Source organism: Streptosporangium sp. LJ11 (assembly GCF_051918945.1).
Lineage (GTDB): Bacteria > Actinomycetota > Actinomycetes > Streptosporangiales > Streptosporangiaceae > Streptosporangium.
The window spans coordinates 136,616-159,682 of the sequence record NZ_JBPXMB010000006.1; the positions used below are offsets into that span (position 1 = coordinate 136,616).

At 73.7% G+C, this 23,067-nt stretch carries 17 protein-coding genes and 1 riboswitch; of the genes, 6 read left to right on the plus strand and 11 right to left on the minus strand.

What is annotated here, in order from left to right; genetic code table 11:
* Positions 1 to 11: 11 nt before the first annotated feature.
* From ACTOQ3_RS11300 to ACTOQ3_RS11310, 3 genes are read left to right on the plus strand one after another with little or no spacing between them, the layout of a single operon-like run.
* On the plus strand, positions 12 to 785 hold the full coding sequence (locus ACTOQ3_RS11300) for a cobalt-precorrin-6A reductase (RefSeq protein ID WP_440083305.1): 774 nt from the start codon (positions 12 to 14) through the stop codon (positions 783 to 785).
* Positions 775 to 1,011, plus strand: a complete 237-nt coding sequence (locus ACTOQ3_RS11305) for an MmyB family transcriptional regulator (protein ID WP_440083490.1) — start codon at positions 775 to 777, stop codon at positions 1,009 to 1,011. The genes ACTOQ3_RS11300 and ACTOQ3_RS11305 overlap by 11 nt, the downstream gene beginning before the upstream one ends.
* On the plus strand, positions 996 to 2,030 hold the full coding sequence (locus ACTOQ3_RS11310) for a zinc-dependent alcohol dehydrogenase family protein (protein WP_440083306.1): 1,035 nt from the start codon (positions 996 to 998) through the stop codon (positions 2,028 to 2,030). Before ACTOQ3_RS11305 ends, ACTOQ3_RS11310 begins: the two co-directional genes overlap by 16 nt.
* A gap of 121 nt (positions 2,031 to 2,151) precedes the next feature.
* Here the strand turns inward: ACTOQ3_RS11310 and ACTOQ3_RS11315 are convergent, their stop codons facing one another.
* The 3 genes from ACTOQ3_RS11315 to ACTOQ3_RS11325 form a co-directional block, all read right to left on the minus strand.
* Positions 2,152 to 3,864, minus strand: a complete 1,713-nt coding sequence (locus ACTOQ3_RS11315) for an ABC transporter ATP-binding protein (RefSeq protein ID WP_440083307.1) — start codon at positions 3,862 to 3,864, stop codon at positions 2,152 to 2,154.
* The gene (locus ACTOQ3_RS11320) at positions 3,861 to 5,696 is read right to left on the minus strand and encodes an ABC transporter ATP-binding protein (RefSeq protein WP_440083308.1); all 1,836 of its coding nucleotides are present in this window, start codon (positions 5,694 to 5,696) and stop codon (positions 3,861 to 3,863) included. Before ACTOQ3_RS11320 ends, ACTOQ3_RS11315 begins: the two co-directional genes overlap by 4 nt.
* Before the next feature lie 106 nt (positions 5,697 to 5,802).
* Positions 5,803 to 6,699, minus strand: a complete 897-nt coding sequence (locus ACTOQ3_RS11325) for an alpha/beta hydrolase (RefSeq protein WP_440083309.1) — start codon at positions 6,697 to 6,699, stop codon at positions 5,803 to 5,805.
* A gap of 95 nt (positions 6,700 to 6,794) precedes the next feature.
* Between ACTOQ3_RS11325 and ACTOQ3_RS11330 the strand changes: the two genes are divergently transcribed.
* The gene (locus ACTOQ3_RS11330; protein WP_440083310.1) at positions 6,795 to 7,829 is read left to right on the plus strand and encodes a PucR family transcriptional regulator; all 1,035 of its coding nucleotides are present in this window, start codon (positions 6,795 to 6,797) and stop codon (positions 7,827 to 7,829) included.
* Between the two features lie 124 nt (positions 7,830 to 7,953).
* Here ACTOQ3_RS11330 and ACTOQ3_RS11335 read toward each other — a convergent pair whose 3' ends face one another.
* The 3 genes from ACTOQ3_RS11335 to ACTOQ3_RS11345 are packed head-to-tail and all read right to left on the minus strand — an operon-like array spanning position 7,954 to position 11,725.
* On the minus strand, positions 7,954 to 9,471 hold the full coding sequence (locus tag ACTOQ3_RS11335; RefSeq protein WP_440083491.1) for a precorrin-2 C(20)-methyltransferase: 1,518 nt from the start codon (positions 9,469 to 9,471) through the stop codon (positions 7,954 to 7,956).
* A 20-nt stretch (positions 9,472 to 9,491) separates the two neighbouring features.
* Positions 9,492 to 10,118: a precorrin-8X methylmutase gene (locus tag ACTOQ3_RS11340; RefSeq protein ID WP_440083311.1), complete on the minus strand. Its 627-nt coding sequence runs from the start codon at positions 10,116 to 10,118 to the stop codon at positions 9,492 to 9,494.
* Entirely contained in the window at positions 10,115 to 11,725 is a 1,611-nt protein-coding gene (locus ACTOQ3_RS11345) for a precorrin-3B synthase (protein ID WP_440083312.1), read from the minus strand. Before ACTOQ3_RS11345 ends, ACTOQ3_RS11340 begins: the two co-directional genes overlap by 4 nt.
* 46 nt (positions 11,726 to 11,771) lie before the next feature.
* A riboswitch (cobalamin riboswitch) is annotated at positions 11,772 to 11,944 on the plus strand.
* A 190-nt stretch (positions 11,945 to 12,134) separates the two neighbouring features.
* On the opposite strand from ACTOQ3_RS11345, the gene cobN reads away from it, so the two are divergent.
* Positions 12,135 to 15,830, plus strand: coding sequence for a cobaltochelatase subunit CobN (gene cobN / locus ACTOQ3_RS11350; protein WP_440083313.1), 3,696 nt, complete (start codon positions 12,135 to 12,137; stop codon positions 15,828 to 15,830).
* 73 nt (positions 15,831 to 15,903) lie between these two features.
* On the opposite strand, the gene ACTOQ3_RS11355 is transcribed toward cobN, so the two are convergent.
* The 3 genes from ACTOQ3_RS11355 to ACTOQ3_RS11365 form a co-directional block, all read right to left on the minus strand.
* Positions 15,904 to 17,742, minus strand: a complete 1,839-nt coding sequence (locus ACTOQ3_RS11355) for a glycoside hydrolase family 15 protein (protein ID WP_440083314.1) — start codon at positions 17,740 to 17,742, stop codon at positions 15,904 to 15,906.
* Positions 17,743 to 17,979: 237 nt separating this feature from the next.
* Positions 17,980 to 18,945, minus strand: coding sequence for a siderophore-interacting protein (locus ACTOQ3_RS11360; protein WP_440083315.1), 966 nt, complete (start codon positions 18,943 to 18,945; stop codon positions 17,980 to 17,982).
* 138 nt (positions 18,946 to 19,083) lie between these two features.
* Positions 19,084 to 20,139, minus strand: coding sequence for a CHAP domain-containing protein (locus ACTOQ3_RS11365; protein ID WP_440083316.1), 1,056 nt, complete (start codon positions 20,137 to 20,139; stop codon positions 19,084 to 19,086).
* A gap of 451 nt (positions 20,140 to 20,590) precedes the next feature.
* On the opposite strand from ACTOQ3_RS11365, the gene ACTOQ3_RS11370 reads away from it, so the two are divergent.
* Positions 20,591 to 21,040 carry a hypothetical protein gene (locus tag ACTOQ3_RS11370; protein ID WP_362850642.1) on the plus strand — a complete coding sequence of 150 codons (450 nt, stop codon included), beginning with the start codon at positions 20,591 to 20,593 and terminating at the stop codon, positions 21,038 to 21,040.
* A gap of 43 nt (positions 21,041 to 21,083) precedes the next feature.
* Here ACTOQ3_RS11370 and speB read toward each other — a convergent pair whose 3' ends face one another.
* Both speB and ACTOQ3_RS11380 read right to left on the minus strand, forming a co-directional pair.
* On the minus strand, positions 21,084 to 22,148 hold the full coding sequence (gene speB, locus ACTOQ3_RS11375) for an agmatinase (RefSeq protein WP_440083317.1): 1,065 nt from the start codon (positions 22,146 to 22,148) through the stop codon (positions 21,084 to 21,086).
* A gap of 559 nt (positions 22,149 to 22,707) precedes the next feature.
* The gene (locus ACTOQ3_RS11380; RefSeq protein WP_344743362.1) at positions 22,708 to 22,875 is read right to left on the minus strand and encodes a DUF3073 domain-containing protein; all 168 of its coding nucleotides are present in this window, start codon (positions 22,873 to 22,875) and stop codon (positions 22,708 to 22,710) included.
* Between the last annotated feature and the right edge of the window lie 192 nt (positions 22,876 to 23,067).

A 23,067-nucleotide genomic window follows, 5' to 3' on the forward strand; every position in this document is an offset into this window, starting at 1 on the left:
GAGGTGACGGCGTGCCGAACACGCTGAACGTGCTGATCCTGGGCGGCACCGACGAGGCCAGGCGGCTGGCCGCCGCGCTCGCCGGGCGCGCGGGGACGCGCGTGGTGTCCTCGCTGGCGGGCCGGGTCCGCGACCCGAGGCTGCCGGTGGGGGAGGTGCGCGAGGGCGGTTTCGGCGGCCCCGGCGGGCTCGCGGCGTGGCTGGCGGAGCACGGCGTCCACGTCGTCGTGGACGCCACGCACCCGTTCGCGGCCAGGATGACCGCCTCGGCGGTCGAGGCGGCGCGCCGGACGGGCCTGCCGCTGCTGATCCTGCGGCGTCCCGGCTGGCGGGAGGCTCCCGGCGACGACTGGCGCTGGGTGCCCTCCCTGGAGGCCGCCGCCGAGCTGCTGCCCTCGCTGGGGGAGCGGGTGTTCCTCACCACGGGACGCCGCAGCCTGCCGGTCTTCGCCGGCCTCGACGGCCAGTGGTTCCTGGCCCGCTCGGTGGACATGCCGGGACCGGTCGTCCCGCGGCGCCTGGAGGTGCTGCTCAGCCGGGGACCGTTCACGGTGGACGGCGAGCTGGCCCTGATGCGCGAGCACCGGGTGGAGGTGCTGGTCACCAAGGACAGCGGTGGCGAGATGACCACCGCGAAGCTGCTCGCCGCCCGCGAGCTGGGCCTGCCGGTCGTGATCGTGCGCCGCCCGCCCTCGCCCGAGGGGGTGACCTCGGTGGGGACCGTCGAGGCCGCGCTCGCCTGGCTGGAGACCGCGGCCGGCGGCCCTGGTCGAGCTGGTCGGTGAGCTCTCGACGCGGAGCGAGGTCTTCCGGCAGCGCTGGGCCTCCCACGACGTGCGGTTCCACCGCGCCGGCCGGAAGCGGCTGCCCGCCCGCCGGGTGACCCCGCAGGGCGGATTTGCCGACAGCGGACCCGGACGTGGGACGCCGTTCAGCCGGCCTCGACCGGCCGTGGGTAGGTCCGCCGACGACCGACAACGACGGAAGGCCCTCTCATGCGAGCAACTTTGATCTACGGTGCCGGTGACGTGCGCGTGGAGGACGTGCCCGACCCGGTGCTGCGGGAGCCCACCGACGCCCTGGTACGCGTGCTGCGCTCGTGCGTCTGCGGCAGCGACCTGTGGCCGTACAAGTCCCGGCCGGCCACCGAGCGGGGCGAGCGCATCGGGCACGAGTTCCTGGGCGTCGTGGAGGACGTCGGCGCGGACGTGCCGGGGCTGCGGCGCGGCGACGTCGTGGTGGCGCCGTTCGTCTGGTCGGACAACACCTGTGACTTCTGCCGTGAGGGCCTGCAGACCTCCTGCCGGCACGGCGGCCAGTGGGCCGCCGACGGCGTGGACGGCGGCCAGGGCGAGGCGGTCCGCGTCCCGCAGGCCCAGGGAACCCTGGTCAAGCTGCCCGTCGGCGAGGACAGCGCGCTGCTGCCGTCCCTGCTCACCCTGTCGGACGTCCTGCCCACCGGCCACCACTGCGCGGTCACCGCCGGGGTCGGCCCGGGCACGTCGGTGACGGTCATCGGCGACGGCGCGGTCGGGCTGATGGCGGTGCTGTCGGCCCGCCGGCTCGGCGCCGAGCGGATCATCCTGATGGGCGGCCACAAGGATCGCACCGAGCTGGGGCGCGACTTCGGCGCCACCGACATCGTCGCCGAACGCGACCAGGAGGGCGTCGAGCGGGTACGGGAGTCGACCGGCGGCGACGGCACCCACACGGTGCTGGAGTGCGTCGGCACCGAGCGGGCCATGGCGACGGCGTTCGCCGTGGTCCGCGACGGCGGCACGGTCAGCCGGGTGGGTGCTCCCCAGTACGAGAAGGTGCCGATGGGCTTCGGTGAGTTCATGCGCAACCTCACCCTGACCGGCGGTGTCGCGCCGGCCCGCGCCTACATCGAGGAACTGCTGCCCGAGATCCTGGACGGCGCCCTGGAGCCCGGCCGCGTGTTCGACCGCACCGTCGCCCTGGAGCAGGTGCCCGACGGTTACCGCGCGATGAACGACCGCACCGCGCTGAAGGTCCTCATCCAGCCCTGATCAGGAAGGAGGCGTCCGTGACGGCCGCCTGGACCGGCGACGAACCCGACACCGTCGGCGGCGACGGCGCCGAGTCCGGCCGCCGGCGTGAGTCTCACCGGCACCCCGTCCCGCTCCGGAATCAGGGCGTTCCCGATGTCATGGAGATCTCCCAGAAGTCGGCATAGCGGCCGCCGCGGCGCAGCAGGTCGTCGTGGCCGCCCTCCTCCACGATCCGGCCACCGTCCAGGAAGACGACGCGATCGGCGCGCCGGACGGTCCGCATCCGATGCGCCACCATCACCACCGTCCGGCCCGCCATCAGGCGCTCGATGCCTTCGTGGACGGCCGTCTCGTTGACCGGGTCCAGGGCTGAGGTGACCTCGTCCAGCAGCACGATGGGCGCGTTCTTCAGCAGCGCCCGCGCGATCGAGACACGCTGGCGTTCACCGCCCGACAGCAGTGCGCCGCCCTCGCCGACGTTCGCCGTCCACCCGCCGGGCAGCCGCTCGATCACCTCGTCCAGCCGCGCCGCGGTCGCCGCCTCCCGTACCTCGGCCTCGCCGGCGTCGGGACGGCCGAGACGCACGTTCTCCTCGATCGTGCCGTCGAAGAGATAGACGTCCTGGAAGACGATGGCGATCCGCGCCATCAACACCTCGGTGTCGATCGCGCGCACGTCCACACCCCCCACGCGCACCGCGCCCCTGTCCACGTCGTGGAAACGCGCGAGCAACTGCAGCAGGGTGCTCTTGCCCGCGCCCGACGGCCCGACGACGGCGAGCCGCTGTCCCTGCGGTACGGACAGCGACACCCCGTCGATCACCGTGTGGCCGCCGTGCCGGAAGGTGACGGAGTCGAACTCCAGGTCATGTCGTCGCGGCTGGATCGGCTCGCGCGGTTCCGGCAGGGGCTCGGTGCGCAACACCGCGTCGAGTCTGGCCAGCTCGGAACGTGCGCCGCGCAGCTGGCCACCGATGTCGGCCAGCGACAGCAGCGGATCGGCGCAGCGGGCGGCGAGCACCAGGACGGCCAGCACCTCCGCCGCGCCGATGCTCCCGCCGAGCGCGAGGTAGGCGCCCAGGACCAGCAGGACGGTGAACACCGCCTGCACGGTGAGCGTCAAGCCCACGGCGCCGGGCAGCGTCGCCAGCACGGTACGGCGGGACGCGCGCTGGACCTCTCGCAGCGAGTCGTCGAGCAACCGGAAGCGTTCGGCGCTCCGGCCGCCGGCTCGCAGCACCGGCTGGGCCTGGAGGTATTCGATGACCCGCCCGGTGGCCTCGTGGTCGCGTTCCGCGCGCTCGGCATCGGTGGCGGCCGTCGACCGTGCCGTCCAGATCTGGATCGCCGCCACGATCGGGGCGGCGGCCAGCGCGGCCAGCCCCATCTGCCAGTTGAAGGCGAGCATCACGACAATGATCGTCAGGGGGGTCACGGCGGCGGAGATGGACGGTGCCAGCAGATGCGCGATCGCGCTCATCGCCTGCAGGACGCCGCGGCCGGCCAGGACGGACAGCTCGCCGACCCGGCCGGCGCCGTACCAGCCGATGGGCAGGCGGGCCAGGTGATCGCCGAGCCGGTGGTACATGCCGCGCAACATCGTGGTCCCGACGCGGAAACCGGATAAATCGCTGTAGTAGCGCAGTGCCGCGTAGGTCGCGACCGCGGCCCCGAACGCGATCAGCCAGGGCCGGGCGTCCCCGGGCGTGCCCCCGAACAGGGCCCGCAGCACGGGAACCAGCAGCGCGTAGGACAGGCCCTCGGCTATCGCGGTCGTCGTCATCAGGGCCACGGTGCGACGTACCGGGCGGGCGTACCGGTGCCCCAGCACGCGCAGCAGCATTCGAATCATCGAGGCTGGTCTCCTTGCGGTATGCCACGGCGGGTTTCGGTCTCGCCGGCGCTCGCGGACGGGTGGGATTGCCAGAACGCGGCGAACTTTCCGTTCTGTGCCAGTAGGTCGGCTGGCCTGCCGCGTTCGACGATCACCCCGTTCTCCAGGACCACGACGGTGTCGGCGCCGGCGACCGTCTCCAGACGGTGGGCGATGACCAGGATCGTCCGCTCGCCCGCCGGCGTCACCAGGGCGTCGCGCACCGCCTGTTCGGTCCGCGGGTCGGCGAAGGCGGTCGCCTCGTCGAGCACCAGGACGGGCGTGTCGGCGAGCAGCGCGCGTGCGATCGAGATCCGCTGCGCCTCGCCACCCGACAGCGTGACGTCCTCACCGATCACCGACTCGTATCCGCGCGGCAGCGCGAGAATCCGATCATGAATGTTCGCCAGCCGGGCGGCGCGCACCACGTCGTCGCGGCCGGCCCGCGGCACGGCCAGCGCGATGTTGTCCGCGACCGACGCGCGCAGCAGCCGAACGTCCTGGAAGACGAAGGAGACCATCCGGTGGAGCTCCCCGCCGAGCTCGCGCAGATCGACACCGCCCAGGACGACCGAACCGTGGGTCGGGTCGAAGAACCGGGGCAGCAGCTGGACCAGCGTGGACTTCCCGCTTCCCGACGGTCCCACGATCGCGGTGACCGTCCCCGGTTCGAGCACCAGGTCGATCCCGCGCAGCACCTCGTGGCCGGTTTCGTAACCGAACCGGACGTCACGCAGTTCCACCCGGTGTCCCCGTGGCGCGACCGGGTGCGCGGGCTCGGGCAGCGACCGCACCGCGAGCACGTCCCGGATCCGGCCGGCCGCGCGCCGGGCGGCCTGCAGGTCGTCGAAACCGTGGCCGAGAGCCGCCACCGGAGCGGTGAGGCCCAGTCCCAGCAGCAGGAAGGGAAGCAGGTCCGCCGGGGCCATGGAACCGGTGGTGATCAGAGCCGTACCGCCGGTCAGCACGACCAGCAGCACGAACGGCGGCGACAGTGCCACCTGCATCCCCGCACCGAGCGCGGAGAGACCGCGCACCATCCGGTGGAAGACGCGGGCGAAATCGTCCGCGGCCGCGCGGAATTCACGGTGTGCGCGCTCGCCCCCGCCGAACGCCTTGATCACCGAGATGCCCTGGACGAACTCGACGACGGAGCTCGCGATCCGTTCCATGGCGGCGTCGAACGCCTTCTGCTCGCGCAGCCGGGCCGGGGTCATCATCAGCGGGACCAGCGCCACCGCCAGCGCCACCGGGATCAGCGTGATCAGCGTGAGCCGCCAGTCGACGGTGAGCAGGTAGACCAGTGACACCAGCGGCACCACGAACGCGGAGACGAGCTCGCCGGGGGCGTGGGCGATGAGCGGATGCATGGCACTCACGTCCCGCCCCACCACCTTCGCCAGCTCGCCGGTCCGGCGCCGGGAGAGCCAGCCGATCGGTACGCGCCCCAGCCGCATGGCCAGTCGCCGGCGGAACGACAGTTGCACGTGGTCGTCGAGGACGTGCCCGATGCCGGATGACGCGGCCGTGAACAGCAGCCGGACGAAGAAGCCGATCGCACCCGCGATCACGACGAGCCGGACATGACCGTGATCGATCGGGCCTGGCGACAACAGGGCACGGCCCAGCTCGACGACCGCCAGCAGCGGCGCCAGACCCGCGACAGCGCCGATGACCTGCAGGATGACGACGGCGGCGAAACCCCGGCGGTAAGGGCGCAGCAGCCTCGCCAGGCTCTGCCCGGCCGCGGGATCGGCCTCCGGTGGTGGTGCGGACCGCTCCCTCGCCTCGGCGACGGCGGTGGCGTTCATCGCTCTCCCCTCCTCGTCGGTCTCGTCGTGACCGAGCACGTGACCGAGCACGTGACCGAGCACGTGACCGGGCCGGCGGTGGCCGGCCGGGTCGTCCGCGCCGGCCTCACCCGGCCAGGGCGCGGCGCAGGGCCGCGGCGAGCTCGGCGATCTGCCGTTGCGACACCTCGGCGGACAGGATCGCGTGCGACCCGTGGAAGGTGCCGGGCCACTGGTGCAGCTCGACCGACACGCCCGCCTTCAGCAGGCGCAGCGCGTAGTCGATGTCCTCGTCGCGGTTCGGACAGAGCTCCGCGGTGGCGATGTAGGCGGGTGGCAGGCCGGACAGATCGGTGGCCCGCGCCGGGGTGGCGTAGGGCGAGGCGGGCGCGGAGCCCAGATAGTGCCGCCAGGCCGCGGTGACCGTGTCGCGGTTCATCCAGGGCGTGTCGGTGAAGTGCCGCGCCGACCACGTCTCCTGCCGGTCGTCGAGCCCCGGCTGGTTGAGCAGCTGGAAGCGGATCCGCGGCCCTCGCTGGTCACGCGCCCGCAACGCCACCCCGGCCGCGAGCCCCGCGCCGGCGCTGTGACCCCCGACCGCGATCAGCTCCGGGTCGATGCCGAGCTCGGCCGCGTGCTCGGCCGCCCAGGTCAGCACGGCGTAGGTGTCGTCCAGGGCGGCGGGGAACGGATGCTCGGGGGCGAGGCGGTAGCCCACCGAGATCACCACCACGCCGGAGGCGTCCGCGAGCCGGGTGGCCCACGGGTGCTCGGTGTCCACGTCACCCATGACGAATCCACCGCCGTGCATCCAGATGACGGCGCCCCGCGCCCGGTGCGGGCGATAGATCCGCACCGTCACCTCCGGGTCGGCGGGCACCGTACGGTCCTCGATCTCCATGTCCGCGACGGCGGGTGCCGGTATCGCGGTGGCCAGCTCGGCGAAGTTCTTGCGTTCGGTGACCGGGTCGGTCAGGTCTGCCTTCGGGATGAGCGGGATGAATGCTTCCAGTTCGGGATCCATGACCACGATGCTCGCAGTCGGTGCCCCGGACATCATCCGCCACTCGTCGGGCATTCCATCCCCGGCGCGCGACGATCGCCGCATATCCTTCGGGCATGGAGGCATTGGCCGCACGGCTGTCGCGGTTGGACTCGGAGGCCGGGGGCGCGCTCCGCGTCGTGATGTTCTACGACACGCTGATGCGCCGACGGGTCGACCTTCCGGCGCTCGCGCGGGCCTCGGCGGGCCTGGCCGAGTGCGTGGCCGGGGTGCGGCTGCACGGCACCGGGCGGGCGATCCGCATGTCGCCCGACGGCGGTGAGGCGTCCGCCACGGCGCCACCCTCGTCCACCACGATGCCGATCCTCCTCGACGGGGAGGAGATCGGCACGGTGTGGCTGGAACGCCCGGGCCCGCCCGGCCCGCTCGACGAGCTGCTGCTGGACCGGCTCGCCATCGCCGCCACGGCGGTCGTCGAGAGGTACGGCCCTGCTCGCACCACCATGGCCGATCCCGCGCTCGTCGAACTGGTGATCAGTTCCGGCAGCGACGAGGCGGCCAGGGCCCGGGCCCTGCGACTGCTGGGCTTCGCCGCCGACCTGCCGATCCGCGTCATCGCCGTACGGTCGCGGCGTCCGCTCGACCAGGTCGGCGGCCTGATCTGCCCGGCCCGCCCGGTGAAGGCGGCACCGGTCGCCGACGTGGGCGTCATCCTGGCCACCACCCTGGACCCGGCCCGCTTCCCGGCAGGCGTACAGGCGGGCATCGGCGCCGCGGAGAGCCCCGACCGCTCCTGGCGGGAGGCCCGCACCGCCCTCCGCTTCACCACCCCGCGCCGGCCGGTCGTCCACCACGACGACCTGGGCGTGCTGGCGCTGCTCGCGCAGGTCCCCCAGGACACCGCGCGAGACAACGCCGACGTGGCCGCGATCGCCCGGATGGCCGGCACCCCGGAGGACCTGGACACCCTGGACGCCTACTGCGCCACCGGCTCCCTGCGCCGGGCCGCGGACCTTCTCCACCTGCACCACAGCAGCGTCTCCCGCCGCCTCGAACAGATCGGGAAGACCCTGGGCGTCGAGCTCACCGAGCCCACCGGGCTGATACGGGCCAGGCTCGCCCTCACCGTGTGGCGGCTCCTCGACGACTGAGGAGGAGCCGCCTCGCCGTCCCGGGCACCGCCGGCGGTGGCCCGCCGTGCGCGGGGCGCGCCGGGTGGGGCCGCGCCGTGCCGGATCGGTCCGCCGGAGGCCACGCCGCCTCCGGCCCGGCGCGTCAGGCGGGGTAGCGGCGGGGGGTGAACACCACCCGGCCGCCGTCACCCCGCTCGGCCACCCGCGTGGTGGACGAGCCCACCAGCAGCAGGCAGCGCATGTCGATCGCGTCGGGGTCCAGGTCGCCGAGAGTGGTGACGGTCATGCTCTCCCGGGGCCCGCCGACGTCGCGGCCGACGACCACGGGGGTCTCCGGCGCCCGGTGCTCCAGCAGCAGGTCCCGCGCGGCGGCCACCTGCCAGGTACGGCTCTTCGACGCCGGGTTGTATATCGCCAGGACGAGGTCGGCCTTCGCGGCGGCGCTGATCCGTTCGGCGACCACCTCCCAGGGCTTGAGCAGGTCCGACAGCGACAGCACGCAGTAGTCGTGGCCGAGGGGCGCACCGGCCCTGCTCGCCACCGCGTGCGCCGCGGTCAGGCCGGGCAGCACCCGTACCGGCACGTCCGCGAACCTCGGTTCGCACGCCACCTCCAGCACCGCGCTGGCCATCGCGAACACCCCGGGGTCGCCCGAGGACACCACGGCCACCCTCGATCCGGCCGCGGCCAGCTCCAGCGCGTGCGCGGCCCGTTCGGCCTCGACCCGGTTGTCGGTGGGGTGGCGGCGCTGGCGCGGGTTGGGCGGGACGCGGTCCAGGTAGGGGCCGTACCCGACGAGCTCGTCGACCCCGGCCAGCGCCTCCTGCGCCTCCGGCGTCAGCCACGGCCGCCCGGCGGGGCCGAGCCCCACCACGACCACCTCGCCGCGCGCCCTCACCTCGCCCGCGCTCCCGGTTCCGGTGGCGGGCGCGGGGCTCGCCGCGTTGACGGGGCTCGGGATCAGCGCCAGCGAGAAGTACGGGACGCTGCCCGGGTCGACCTCGGCGAGGGGGGCGAGGCGCTGCTGCCCGGTGGTGGCGCGCTCGACGTACCAGGCCTCGTCGAGACGCCCGGCCTGGGCCAGCGCGTCGCGGACCTTGGTGAAGGTACGGCCGAGCTTCAGCACGGCCGCCGAGTCGGTGGCCGCCAGGCGCTCGGCGAGCACCTCGGCCGGGAGCGTTCCCGGCAGCACGGTCAGGACCTCGTCCCGCTCGACCAGCGGGCGCCCCAGGACCGCCGAGGCGCCGCTCACGGACGTCACGCCCGGCACGACCTCGGTGACGTAGCGGTGCGACAGGCGCTTGTGCATGTGCATGTACGAGCCGTAGAAGAGCGGGTCGCCCTCGCACAGCACCACCACGTCGCGCCCGGCGTCCAGATGGGCCGCCAGCCGTACCGCGCAGGCGGCGTAGAAGTCGTCGATCGCCCCCTGGTAGCCGCCGGGGTGGTCGGTGGTCTCGGTGGTGAGCGGGTAGATGAGCGCCTCCTCGACCTGTCCCTCCCGCAGGTAGGGGGCGGCCACCGAGCGGGCGATGCTCCGGCCGTGGCGGGCGCTGTGGAAGGCGATCACATCCGCCTCGCCGATCAGGCGGGCGGCCTTGACGGTCACCAGTTCGGGGTCGCCGGGTCCGAGCCCCACGCCCCACAGCCGTCCGGTCACGCGTCCGGTCACGTCGTCGCTCACTCTTCCTCGCTCGCCATCGCGTTGACCGCGGCGGCGGTCATCGCGCTTCCGCCCCGCCGCCCGTCCACGACCAGGTACTCCAGGTTCGCCGGGTGCTCGGCGAGGGCCTGCTTGGACTCGGCGGCACCGATGAAACCGACCGGGACGCCGAGTACGGCGGCCGGGCGGCCCGCGCCCTCCTCGACCATCTCCAGCAGCCGGAACAGCGCGGTCGGCGCGTTGCCGATCGCGACCACCGAGCCCTGGAGCCTGTCGCGCCACAGCTCCAGCGCGGCGGCGCTGCGGGTGGTGCCCAGTTCCGCGGCGAGTTCCGGCACCCGGGGGTCGCCGAGGGTGCAGATCACCTCGTTGCCCGCGGGCAGGCGCCGCCGGGTCACCCCGGAGGCGACCATCATGGCGTCGCAGAGCACCGGCGCGCCCGCGCGCAGCGCCTCGCGCGCCGAGGCCACCACGCCGGGTGACCAGCGCAGGTCGCTCACCAGGTCGACCATCCCGCAGGCGTGGATCATGCGGACCGCGACCCGGGCGACGTCGGCGGGCAGGCCGGACAGGTCGGCTTCCGCGCGGATGGTGGCGAAGGAGCGGCGGTAGATCTCCGCGCCGTCGCGGACGTAGTCGATCACAGTTCCCCTCTGGCGGCCGCCAGCGCGGCCGCGGTCTCCTCGATGCCGGAGCAGGTCAGATCGGTGCCGTCCAGCTCCAGGCGGTAGCCGTCACCGGTGGCGACCACATCCGCGACCCGCCCCCTCGGACGGCCGCAGCGCCTGCCGCAGCCCGCCCAGTGCACGGGGAGCGTATCGGTGCCCGGCCCGTTCCCGGACGGCGGGGCCACGGACGGCCCGCTCCCGAACCGCTCCCTTCCGGGCGGCACGGCCGGGGGTGGTGCGACCGCGGGCGGCGGGACGGCGGGCGGCGAGGTCGTGCCGACGGCTACGGCGGTGGCTGTGCCGACGGCTACGGCGGTGGCTGTGCTGACGGCTATGGCGGCGGCCGCGTCGGCCTGGACGTCGGCCAGGGACTTGGCGCAGCCGGGGCGGCCGGTGCAGGCCGTCACGCCGATCCACGGCGAGGCGGGGTCGACGACCAGCCCGGCGGCCTCCAGACGGGCGGCCGTGCCCGCGACCTCGGCGCGGTCCAGGCCGGGCAGGACCACGCCACGCCATGGCGTGAGCCGGATCTCCCCGCCCGAGGCGGCGTCCGCGAGCAGCAGTGCCAGCGCGGAGGTCAGCCGCCCCAGCGGGATCGCCACCCCGAGCGCGACCCGCGCGTCCCCGTCTCCGGTGCCGCTCGCGGGATCCGTCCCTCCTCCGGCGCCGGTTCCGCTCCTCGTCCCGTCCGTGCTCCCGAGGACCCCGACCGGCCCGAGGGTCACGACCCGCGGTCTCACCGGGTCGAAGGGTGTCGTGCCGGGAACCCCGAGGGCGGTTCGCACGCGGGCGGCGATCAGGGAGGGACCGCCGGGGAGTTCGGCGATCCGCCAGGCGGTGACGTCCCGGGTGGCCAGCTCGTCGAGGAACGCCTCGGCGGCGGCGAGCAGGGCGGTCACGGCTCCGGCCGGCGGGACGCGCAGGCCGGTGTCGGTCCCGGCGAGGATCAGCGCGGCCTCGTCCGGCCCCGTGAGCAGGATCCCGGCGTCCGCGCCCAGACCGGCCACGTCCCCCCGGCCGTCGTCGAGGGCGAACATGAACCGCCCCGGCAGGGCGGCGAGGGCGGGGCGGGCGCACAACCGCCGGTCCAGCTCGCCGATCAGCGGTGTGACGTCGGCGATGCCGCCGCCGCGCGGATAGTGCGGACGATCCGAGATACCCGTGCTGTCTGGAGTGTCCGCACCGCTCGATCTGTTCGGCCCGCTCGGCCCGGCCGGCCCGCTCGGCTCGGTGGGTCCGTCCAGTCCGGTCAGCGGGGAGGCGAGGATGTTGCGGATCCGCTCGTGCGTCGCCGAGGGCAGCAGGCCCGCCCTCGCCATCCGCGTGGCGAACCCGTCCCCCGTACCGCTGTCCGGATCCTCCGGGCCGAGGCCGCGCACCTGGACGTTCGCGCGGGAGGTCAGCTCGATGACGCCGCCGCCGTACGCCGCGGCGGCCTCGGCGAGTTCGCGCAGCTGGAAGGGGGTGAGACGGCCTCCGGGCACGCGGACGCGGGCCAGGCCGCCGTCCGCGGCGGCATGGACCTGAAGCGCACCGGGACATGCGTCGAGTCGCGATCGTCCGGAAAAGTCGGCAATGGACACTCGAAGGATGCTAACGCCAGTTTCTTGCAACGAACCGGACTGCCGTAGTGTCATCGGTGGCGACGGCAAAGGGAGGAAGCCGGTGTGAATCCGGCGCGGTCCCGCCACTGTAACCGGGGAGCGAACCCCACCCGGGCCACTGTCCGACGACGGGCGGGAAGGCCGGGGTGAGCACCGATCCGGGAGCCAGGAGACTCCAGCCGTCGCGGCCGACGACGACCCGGGGCGAGGACCCCGAGGGAGGAAGCTCCGTGCGCTCTTCGCCGTTCCCCCGCGACACCGTGGCATCGCCGTTCCCCCGCCACACCGCGCGCTTCTCACGGTTCCCCCGCCACATCGTGGCGCCGTTCCCCCGCCACGCCGTGGCGCCCCTGGGCCGTACCGCCCTTCCTCTCCCGGAGTGTGGCGCGTGATCCTCCTGCTCTCGACCTCCGACACCGACCTGCTGAGCGCTCGCGCGAGCGGCGCCGGCTACCGGCTCGGCAACCCCGCCCGGCTCGCCGCCGCAGACCTCCCGCCGTTGCTGGAGGGCGCCGACCTGGTCGTGGTACGCCTGCTGGGCGGGCGCCGCGCCTGGGAGGAGGGGCTGGACGCCCTGCTCGCCGGCCCCCGGCCCGTCGTCGTGCTCGGTGGCGAGCAGGCGCCCGACGCCGAGCTGATGGAGCTGTCCACGGTGCCCGGTGGGGTCTGCGCCGAGGCGCACGCCTACCTCGCCCACGGCGGCCCGGCCAACCTGACCGAGCTGCACCGTTTCCTGTCCGACACGCTGCTGCTCACCGGCCACGGGTTCGCCGCGCCCGAGCCCACCCCCACCTGGGGGACGCTGGAGCGCGAGGCGCGCGACCAGGACGGTCCCGTCGTCGGAGTGCTCTACTACCGGGCCCACCACGTGGCCGGCAACACGGCCTTCGTCGAGGCGCTCTGCTCGGCGATCGAGGACGCGGGCGCGCGGGCGCTGCCGGTGTACTGCGCCTCCCTGCGCACCGCCGAGCCCGGCCTGGTGGAGGTCCTGCGCGCGGTGGACGCCCTGGTGGTGACCGTGCTCGCCGCGGGCGGGACCCGCCCGGCGACCGCGTCGGCGGGCGGGGACGACGAGGCCTGGGACGTCGGCGCGCTCGCCGAGCTGGACGTGCCGATCCTGCAGGGCCTGTGCCTGACGAGCAGCCGGGCCTCCTGGGAGGAGAACGACGACGGCCTGTCCCCGCTGGACGCCGCCACCCAGGTCGCGATCCCCGAGTTCGACGGGCGGATCATCACGGTGCCGTTCTCCTTCAAGGAGATCGACGAGGACGGGCTCACCGTCTACGTGGCCGACCCCGAGCGGGCCTCGCGGGTGGCGGGCATCGCGGTGCGCCACGCCGCGCTGCGGCACATCCCGCCCGCCGAGCGGCGGCTGGTGCTGATGCTGTCGGCCTACCCCACCAAGCACGCCCGCATCGGCAACGCCGTCGGCCTGGACACCCCGGCCAGCCTGGTGCGGCTGCTGGCCGCGCTCGCGCGGCGCGGTTACGACATCGGCGCCGAGGACGAGCTGCCCGGGGTGACCGGGCAGGACGGCGACGCGCTCATCCACGCGCTGATCGCCGCGGGCGGGCAGGACCAGGACTGGCTCACCGAGGAGCAGCTCGCCGGAAACCCGGTGCGCATCGCGGCGAGCCGGTACGCCGAGTGGTACGCCACCCTCCCGGCGGACCTGCGCGCCCGGATGGAGGAACACTGGGGCCCGGCGCCCGGCGAGCTGTTCGTGGACAGGTCGCGCGACCCGGAGGGCGAGATCGTGCTGGCCGCGCTGCGCTCCGGCAACGTGGTGGTCATGGTGCAGCCGCCGCGCGGCTTCGGCGAGAACCCCATCGCGATCTACCACGACCCCGACCTGCCGCCCAGCCACCACTACCTGGCCGCCTACCGCTGGCTGGCCGACGGCTTCGGCGCGCACGCCGTGGTCCACGTGGGCAAGCACGGCAACCTGGAGTGGCTGCCCGGCAAGTCGGCGGGCCTGTCGGCCTCCTGCGGCCCGGACGCCGCGCTCGGCGACCTGCCGCTCATCTACCCGTTCCTCGTCAACGACCCCGGCGAGGGCACCCAGGCCAAGCGCCGCGCGCACGCCACCCTGGTCGACCACCTCGTCCCGCCGATGGCCCGCGCCGACAGCTACGGGGACATGGCCAGGCTGGAGCAGCTCCTCGACGAGCACGCCTCCATCGCGGCGATGGACCCGGCCAAGCTGCCCGCGATCCGCGCCCAGATCTGGACGCTGATCCAGGCCGCCAGGCTCGACCACGACCTCGGCGTCGCCGACCGCCCGCACGACGCCGAGTTCGACGACTTCCTGCTGCACATCGACGGCTGGCTGTGCGAGGTCAAGGACGTCCAGATCCGCGACGGCCTGCACGTGCTCGGGGCCGCCCCCGAGGGGCGGCCGCGCGTCGACCTGGTGCTGGCCATGCTCCGCGCCCGGCAGATGTGGGCGGGCGGCGAGGCGCTCGTCGGGCTGCGCGAGGCCCTCGGCCTGGCCGAGGACGGCAGCGCCGGACGGATCGGCGTCGACGAGGCCGAGACCCTGGCCCGCGCCCTGGTCGAGGCCATGGAGCACCGCGGCTGGGACCCGTCGGCGGCGGGGGAGGTGACCGCCGAGGTCCTGGGCCGGGCGGACGCCCCGGCAGGAGGCGCCGGTTCGACCGGCACGCACGACGCGACCGGCCGGAGCGGCGCGCCCGGCGCCGGGGGAGCGGCCGTCGCGCGCGGAGCGGATCCCGGGACGGTGGAGAGGATCCTGCGGTTCGCCGCCGTCGAGGTCGTGCCCCGGCTGGCGCGTACCACCGACGAGATCGACGCGATCCTGCACGCCCTCGACGGCGGTTACGTCCCGGCCGGGCCGAGCGGGTCGCCGCTGCGCGGGCTGATCAACGTGCTCCCCACCGGCCGCAACTTCTACTCGGTCGATCCCAAGGCGGTGCCGAGCAGGCTGGCGTGGGAGACCGGCCAGGCGATGGCCGAATCCCTGCTGGAGCGCTACCGCGCCGACACCGGTGACTGGCCGCGCTCGGTCGGGCTGTCGGTCTGGGGGACGAGTGCCATGCGCACCGCCGGGGACGACGTCGCCGAGGTGCTGGCGCTGCTCGGCGTGCGGCCGGTCTGGGACGAGGCCTCGCGCCGCGTCACCGGCCTGGAGCCGATCCCGGCCACCGAGCTGGGCCGCCCGCGCGTGGACGTCACCATCAGGATCAGCGGCTTCTTCCGCGACGCCTTCCCGCACGTCGTGGCGATGCTGGACGACGCCGTACGGCTGGCGGCCGGGCTGGAGGAGCCCGAGGAGCTCAACTACGTGCGGGCGCACGTGCTCGCCGACCAGGCCGAGCACGGCGACGAGCGCAGGGCCACCATGCGGATCTTCGGCTCCCGGCCGGGGGCCTACGGGGCCGGGCTGCTGCCGCTGATCGACAGCCGCAACTGGCGCGACGACGCCGACCTGGCCGAGGTGTACGCGGTCTGGGGCGGCTTCGCCTACGGCCGGGGCGTCGACGGCGTTCCCGCCAGGCGGGACATGGAGACGGCCTACCGCAGGATCGCCGTGGCGGCCAAGAACGTCGACACCCGCGAGCACGACATCGCCGACTCCGACGACTACTTCCAGTACCACGGAGGCATGATCGCCACCGTCCGGGCGCTCACCGGCAAGGCCCCGGCCGCCTACATCGGCGACAGCACCAGGCCGGACGCGGTCCGCACCAGGACGCTCTCCGAGGAGACGTCCAGGATCTTCCGCGCCAGGGTGGTCAACCCCCGCTGGCTGGCCGCGATGCGCAGGCACGGCTACAAGGGCGCCTTCGAGCTGGCCGCCACCGTCGACTACCTGTTCGGCTACGACGCCACCACCGGCGTCGTCGCCGACTGGATGTACGACAAGCTGGCCGCGACCTACGTGCTGGACCCGGAGAACCAGGCGTTCATGGCCCGGTCCAACCCGTGGGCGCTGCACGGGATCGCCGAGCGGTTGCTGGAGGCGGCCGGCCGGGGCATGTGGGAGCACCCCGACCCCGCCATCCTGCGCGACCTCCAGGAGGTCTACCTCAAGTCCGAGGGAGACCTGGAGGACGGCGCCTGACCCACGGACTCACCGGCCCCGCGCGGCCCGCCCTCGCGGCGGGGCCGCGCGGGGCACGCGCCCGGACGGGCGTTCAGCCCAGGGCGTGGTCGAGGTTGAACGCGGCGCTGATCAGCGCGAGGTGGGTGAAGGCCTGCGGGAAGTTGCCGAGCTGCTCGCCGGTCTGCCCGATCTCCTCGGCGTACAGGCCGAGGTGGTTGGCGTACGTGAGCATCTTCTCGAACGCCAGCCGGGCCTCGTCCAGGCGCCCGGCGCGGGTGAGCCCCTCGACGTACCAGAACGAGCAGATCGAGAAGGTGCCGTCCTCGCCGCGCAACCCGTCCGGGCTGACCGCGGGGTCGTAGCGGTAGACCAGCGAGTCGGACACCAGGTTCGCGCCGAGCGCGTCGAGGGTCGACAGCCACTTCGGGTCGATGGGGGAGATGAACTTCGCCATCGGCATCATCAGCACCGAGGCGTCCAGGACGTCGTCGTCGAAGTGCTGGACGAACGCCCGCAGCTCCTCCGACCAGCCGCGCCGCATGATCTGCCGGTAGATCGCGTCGCGGGCCAGCTGCCAGCGCGGCGTGTCGGCGGGCAGCCCACGGTGGGCGGCCATCCGCATGGCCCGTTCGATGGCCACCCAGCACATCAGCCGCGAGTAGACGAAGTCCTTGCGTCCGCCGCGCGTCTCCCACACGCCCTCGTCGGGCCGGTCCCAGTTGTCGCAGACCCAGTCCACCAGGATGTGGACGTCGTCCCAGAGGGCGCTGGAGATCGGCTGGTGCCACTTGTCGTAGAGGTAGACGGAGTCGAGGAGGGCGCCGTAGATGTCCAGCTGCAGCTGGTCCACGGCGGCGTTCCCGACGCGCACCGGGGCCGAGCCCTGGTAGCCCTCGAGGTGGGGCAGCTCGATCTCGGGCAGCTCGGTGCGCCCGTCGATGCCGTACATGATCTGCAGCGGGCCCGAGGGGCCGTCGCCGTCGCGGCTGACGTGCCGGGACAGGAATCCCATGAACGCCTCGGCCTCCTCGCCGAAGCCCAGCCGCAGCAGCGCGTACACGCAGAACGCCGAGTCGCGGATCCAGACGTAGCGGTAGTCCCAGTTGCGCTCCCCGCCGAGCTGCTCGGGCAGGCTGGTCGTCACGGCGGCCACGATCCCGCCGGTCGGCGCGTACGTGAGGAGCTTCAGCGTCAGCGCGGACCGGTGGACCATCTCCCGCCACCGGCCCCGGTACCTCGAGGAGGACAGCCAGCGGCGCCAGTACGCCACGGTCGCGGCGAACTCCTCCTCGGCCTCCTCGGTCGGGCACGCGCGCAGCGCCACGTCGTCGCCGAACCTGTCGAGGGCGAACACCGCGCACTCGCCCTCGTTGAGCTTGAACTCCGACCGCACGTCCTGGCCGTCCACCTCCAGGGTGGTGCTGGACGACAGGGCCAGGGACAGCGACGGCGACTCGAAGAGCGCCCGGCCCCGGTGCATGCTCAGGGTGTGGGACTGCCTGCCGTAGTCGAACCGCGGCGCCACCCGCGCCCGGAACGGCAGCGACCCGCGGACGCACTTCACCCGCCGGATCAGCCGGTGCCGGGCGCCGTCGCGCGTGTCGCCGACGATCGGCATGAAGTCCTGGATCTCGCCCACTCCGTCGGCCGCGGAGAAGCGGGTGATCAGCACGTTGGTGTCGGGGAAGTAGAACTGCTTGGTCCTGGCCGGGGTGGCCGTGCCCAGCTCGAACGATCCGCCCCGGCCGGCGTCCAGGATCGAGCCGAACACGCTGGGCGCGTCGAAGCGCGGGCAGCAGTACCAGACGATGGTGCCGCCGGTGTCCACCAGCGCCGCGGTGTGCAGGTCGCCGATCAGCCCGTGGTCGGCGATGGGCCGGTATCCGGGGGCGTCCGCCGGGTCCTGACGAGCGGATTCCGCTGCTGTCATGTCGGCCTTCTCACGTCGCGAGCCGGGCATTACGCCCTCAAGCTACGTGCCCCGGACACCTGCCCGGTTCCGTCCCGCGTCAAGGAGTCGGCACGTTTCCCGCCGCCGACGGCAAAGGCCGCCCGACGACGGCCGCGTCACCGGGCGCGAGTGCGAATCCGGGCTGTGACTTCCGGCGACTCGCGGCCCGGGGTCGTCACCGGGCGCGGGTGTCGTCTCCGGGCCGGGAGCCGCGGCTCAGGCGCTCTCCGAGCGTCCCAGCCGCCAGTAGCCCATGAAGGCCACCGAGGCGCGGTCGATCCCGGCCTCCTGCACCAGGTGGCGGCGGAGCAGCTTGACCACGCCCGCCTCGCCCGCCAGCCAGGCGTACAGGCCGTCGCCCTTCGAGGCCTCGGGGACCTCCCAGAGGATCCCCTCGTCGACGTCGACGTCCTCCAGCGGGTTCGCGGCGCCGGGACCGGCGGGGGAGGTGGGCTCGCCGGTGAGGGCGCCGCCCGGCGCGGTGAGCGCGCTCAGGGTCTCGCGTACGGCCGGGATGAGCAGGTCGCCGTGGCGGGCCCCCTCGCGGGGCAGCCAGACGACCTGCACGCCGGGACGGACGTCCAGCGGGAGCGCGTCGGCGGCCTCGGGGACCTCCAGCAGCGCGGTGGCGCGCACGGAGCCGGAGAGCGACTCGACGATCGCGGCGATGGCGGGCACGGCCGTCTCGTCCCCGGCCAGCAGCAGGTGCGACGCCCCGGCGGGCGGGGCCCACTCCTGGCCGCCGACGGGGCCGGAGCAGGCGGCGTTGGGACCGACCACCACGACCCGGTCGCCCGGGGTGACGCGGGTCGCCCACCGGGAGGCGGGGCCGCTCTCACCGTGCAGGACGAAGTCGACGTCGAGCTCGCGCAGCTCGGGCCGCACGGCTCGCGCGGTGTAGGTGCGGATCGGGTTGCGCAGCTCGTCGGGGAGCGCCCGCCACCGCTGGTACCAGTCGTCTCCGTCGCCCAGCGGGGTGATGCTGCCGTCCGGCAGCGGGAGGATGACCTTGATCCGCTGGTCGAAGCCCTTGTCGGCGAAGCCCGCCAGGTCCTCGCCGCCGAAGGTGACCCGGACGAAGTTCGGGCTGAGCCGCGCCGTCCGCACGACCTCCACCTGATGGCCGCGATAGGCCGGAACCTCCGCCGCGCGCTCCAGGGTCTGCTCGCTGCCCGCTGTCATCGTGCCGCCTTCGCTGGGAAATGCCGTCCCCGGCAACTTAGCTTTGCCTAACCTTATTCGGCAACCTGGTGCGATCTCCGTTCTGTCCTGGTCTTGTGTGATTTTGCTCGTACGGTCGCGTGGCTTCCGCCCGTACGGTCACGCGGCGCGGGCCTCCTCGCCCTCGCGCGTCTCCCGCGCGCCGCGCCGCGCCTTCCCGTCGAGGTCCGGCCCGGGGGCGGGCCGCGTGCCGGTACGGCCCGGGATCCCGGCGCCGTCGGCCCGCTTCGGAAGACCCGTGCGGTACGGCTCGCACGCCCAGCTCGGCCTGCTCACGCGGAGCGTCTCGCGGCCCCGGGGCGCGGTGTCCGCCCGGCCCTGCCGGCTCTGCCCGCCCGGATGGAGCGCCACGGTGTGCGGGAGCGCCTTCCATGCCGGCGGCGTCTCCGCGCGCAGGAGCGTCTCCTCGGCCGGACACGTCACGCCGGTCCACAGGTCCGCCCGTTCCCGCCGCGCGCCTCTCCTGCGGTGCCGTCCCGCCGAGACGCGGGGGCGCAGCCGGGACAGGACGAACGTCGTGCCGAGGACGAAGGTCAGCACCCCGACGATCACGGCGGTCTCCATGGAGACGGGAAGCGTTCCCGGCACGTCCGCCGGGGGAGCGGAGCCCGGGGCGAGTGCCGGGCGGATCTCGATCCGCCCGGCGGCCTGCGGGGCCGTGGCGTCCTCCCCGGAGGCGGCGCCCGTCAGTTTCTCCTTCACCTTGCGCGGCAGCCCGTATCCGACGACCTTGCTCTGGTCGCGCGTCTTGCGCTTCAGCCAGATCCGGTCGACGTTTCCCTCGATGGTGTGGATCGTTCCACCGTTCACGCTCTCGACGACGCCGACATGGTCGATCCCCTTGATGTCCTTGCCGCCGGACCAGTCGAAGAAGACCAGGGCGCCCGGCTCCGGAGTCCGGGTCCACGCGTCGTTGGTCTCGAACCAGCGCGCCTGCGACGGGGTCCAGGCGAACTGCCCCACGTACTCCTGCACGCCCGCCTTCTCCGCCGCCCAGGCGATGAACATCGCGCACCAGGGGGCCGTCCTGTACTGCGGGTCCTGGGCCACGTTGACCGCGTACCACTCGCCGAACTTGCTGTACTGGCCGGATCCCTCCCGGTACCCGAGTTCGGGCTTGATGGTCCTGAGCAGATCGTCACCGATCGGATCCATGGCTGTGAGCCACCCCGTCCACTCTCCTCCCCTTCGGAGAAGGGGGCGCCGTCCGACAAAGCTGGACTGTATTCGCAGAAAAACGGAAAAGTGAGGCTATTTGCTTAAAAAGCCAAGGAGGACGGCTGTCGAATACCGGATTCGGCGAAAGGCGGGAAAGGCGCCCTCACAGCACCTACCATCGACTGCCCATCCGTGCCGGCCGCCGACTCCGGAGTCCCGCTCCGGTCCCGGTGCGCGCGGGTGAGCGGCCCGGGAGCGCCGGGGCCGTTCGTGCGCACCGGGCATATCCCAATTCACCCCGCGCTCACGGGTCACACCGGTACGCGTCCCTGCCCATCGGGTCGAATAGCATGTGATGGCACGTGCGCGGCATGCGCCGGTGCCGACGCCGAGGCCCTCCCTCCCGGTCCGGCGAGAAACGGGGACACGAAGGCGGAACGGGTTTTCCATGTTCGACGACAAGACGCAGGAGACCCTCCGCCGCCTCCTGGACCTCGCCGAGCACCCCGCGACCTCGCAGGCCGAGCGCACCCTGGCCGTCGCGCGGGTCCGGGCCCTCATCATGGTGCCCGAGGGCGACGCCCGGCGGGCGCCGGTCACCCCGGCGATGGAGGCGGGGATCCTCCGCAGGGTCAGGCCGCTCGCCCATCGGGTCGACGAGGACCTGGTGAACGAGGTGCACGGAGACCTCTACGCCTTCAGCACGCGCTACCGGGTGATCGGCGAGCTCGCCGAGGAGATCGCCCTCCTGCTCGAACGCTGGAGCGCCGTCGTCCCGCAGAAGCGCCACCGCCACGAGGAGGCCGTCAGGACCGCAGCCGCGAAGCTCGTCTACCTGCTGGAGCGCCGCGACCTCTTCCGCAAGCCCAAGTGGGGAAACCGCCCGAGAACCCGTTAGAACCCGCGGCGACCGCGGGAGAGGCGGGCGTCCGGCGGGCGCCTCAGCGGTCCGGCCGGTCGTGCCGGTCGAGTGGGCCCGCCGCGCGGTCCGGACGCTCGGCGAGCAGCGGCAGCAGCGGGTTCCAGGCGGTCCCGTCCCGGGCGTCGCGCCGCCGCCGGGCGATGGCGCTCAACGCCTCCAGCACCACGCGGTTGGCCAGCGCGGCGGTGATGTCGGCGTGGTCGTAGGGCGGGCTGACCTCCACGACGTCGATCCCGACGACCGGCAGCTCCAGGCAGACGCGCCGTACGGAGTCCAGGAGCTGGCGCGCGGTGAGGCCGCCGGGTTCCGGCGTCCCGGTGCCCGGCGCGTGGCCCGGGTCGCACACGTCGATGTCGACGGACAGGAAGACGCCGTCGCACTCGTCGACGGCGATGGCGAAGGCCTCGGTCAGGCACTCCTGCAGGCCGCGGTGCGTGATCTCGGTCATCTCGTACGAGCGCATCGCCCGTTCCGCCATCCAGTCCAGCGTCTCCGGCGGCGGCCAGTAGCCGCGCAGGCCGATCTGCAGGAACCGGTCGCCGCGCAGCGCCCCCGACTCGATGAGCCTGCGCATCGGCTGCCCGTGCCCCCACAGCGAGCCGAACTCGATGTCGCCGGTGTCCGCGTGGGCATCGAAGTGGATCATCGAGATCCGGCCGTGGCCGAGGACGTTGGCCACCCCCTTGGCGTCGGGGAAGGCGATCGAGTGGTCACCGCCCAGGATCACCGGAACGGCTCCGGAGCGGGCGATCTTCTCGACGGCGGCCTCCAGGGCGGCCAGCGACGCCAGGATGTCGCCGGGCGGCATCTCGACGTCGCCCGCGTCCAGGACGCGCAGGTCGCGCAGCCCGTCGGTGCGCAGCGCCAGGCTGGGACGCGCCCCGTCGTGCGGCAGGTAGTCGGTCATCCTGATCGCCTGCGGCCCGAAGCGCGCGCCCGGCCGGTGCGAGGTGCCGCCGTCGAACGGCGCTCCCACGATCACGATGTCGGCGCCCGCGTGACTCGCGGGATCGTCCAGCGAGCACCGCTCGACGCCGAGGAAGGTGATGTCGGGCCCGAACTGGGGTCCGTAGCGGCTCGTCACCGTTCCTCCGGGGGGAAGGCGCCGCTCCGCGAGCGCCCGCGGCCCGTCGCCGCCGGGCACGCCTCGCGGGGACCCGACGGGGTGAGTGGTGGCCGTGGCCCGGGGAGACTTTCCGCCCGCGCGAGGCACGACCTCGCGCGATCCGGCGATTCGTCCCGGGGCCACGGCGTGTGAACTGGCAGATCCCGATGCCCGGCGGGGGAAGGGTAGCCGGTCACCGTGGGATGAGTGGGACCCGCCAGAGCTCTCCGTCGACGCGCTGACCGGGGGTGCGTGACCGCCGCACTGCGGTACGCACAACCGTGACGGTAAGCAGCCCTGGGCGGGTGCCTCAATGATGTTGCCGGATGTTGCGTGGAATTCGCCCTCGCGCGGCGGACGCCGCCACGGGCGTTCGCCGGCCCATCGGCGCGCCGGCCGGCCGGCGCGCCGATGGAGGAGCCTCGCGGGGAGGCCACGCGACCGGGGCCGCGAGACCACGCGGGCTCACGCGAGGTCACGGAGCCGGGCTCCGCCGGCGCCACGGCGGCCGGTCGGGGTCCGTGGCCCGCCCGCGACGTCATCTGCCGGTCGGCTCACCGGTGGGGTCGTCGGCCTCGCTCTCCGGCGCGGGATCGTCGCCGGCGCCGAGCTCCTTACGCAACCGGTCGATGTCCATGCTGTGGCTGCTGTACTTCAGCTCGCGAGCAACCTTCGTCTGCTTAGCCTTGGCTCGGCCCCGTCCCATTGGCTGTACTCCCTCGCGCAGGCCGTGCTCGGCCTCTCGTCACTGTCGCATCGCCGGCTGGCGCGCTCTGACGCCGCAGGTCAGTCTGCGGTAGCCGTACCAAGTATCCCGCTTCGCGGTCGATCCGTCATCGATCGGGCTCGAACCGGCTGCGGGCCCTGTTGGAAAACGGCCTTCGCCATCATAGCCAAC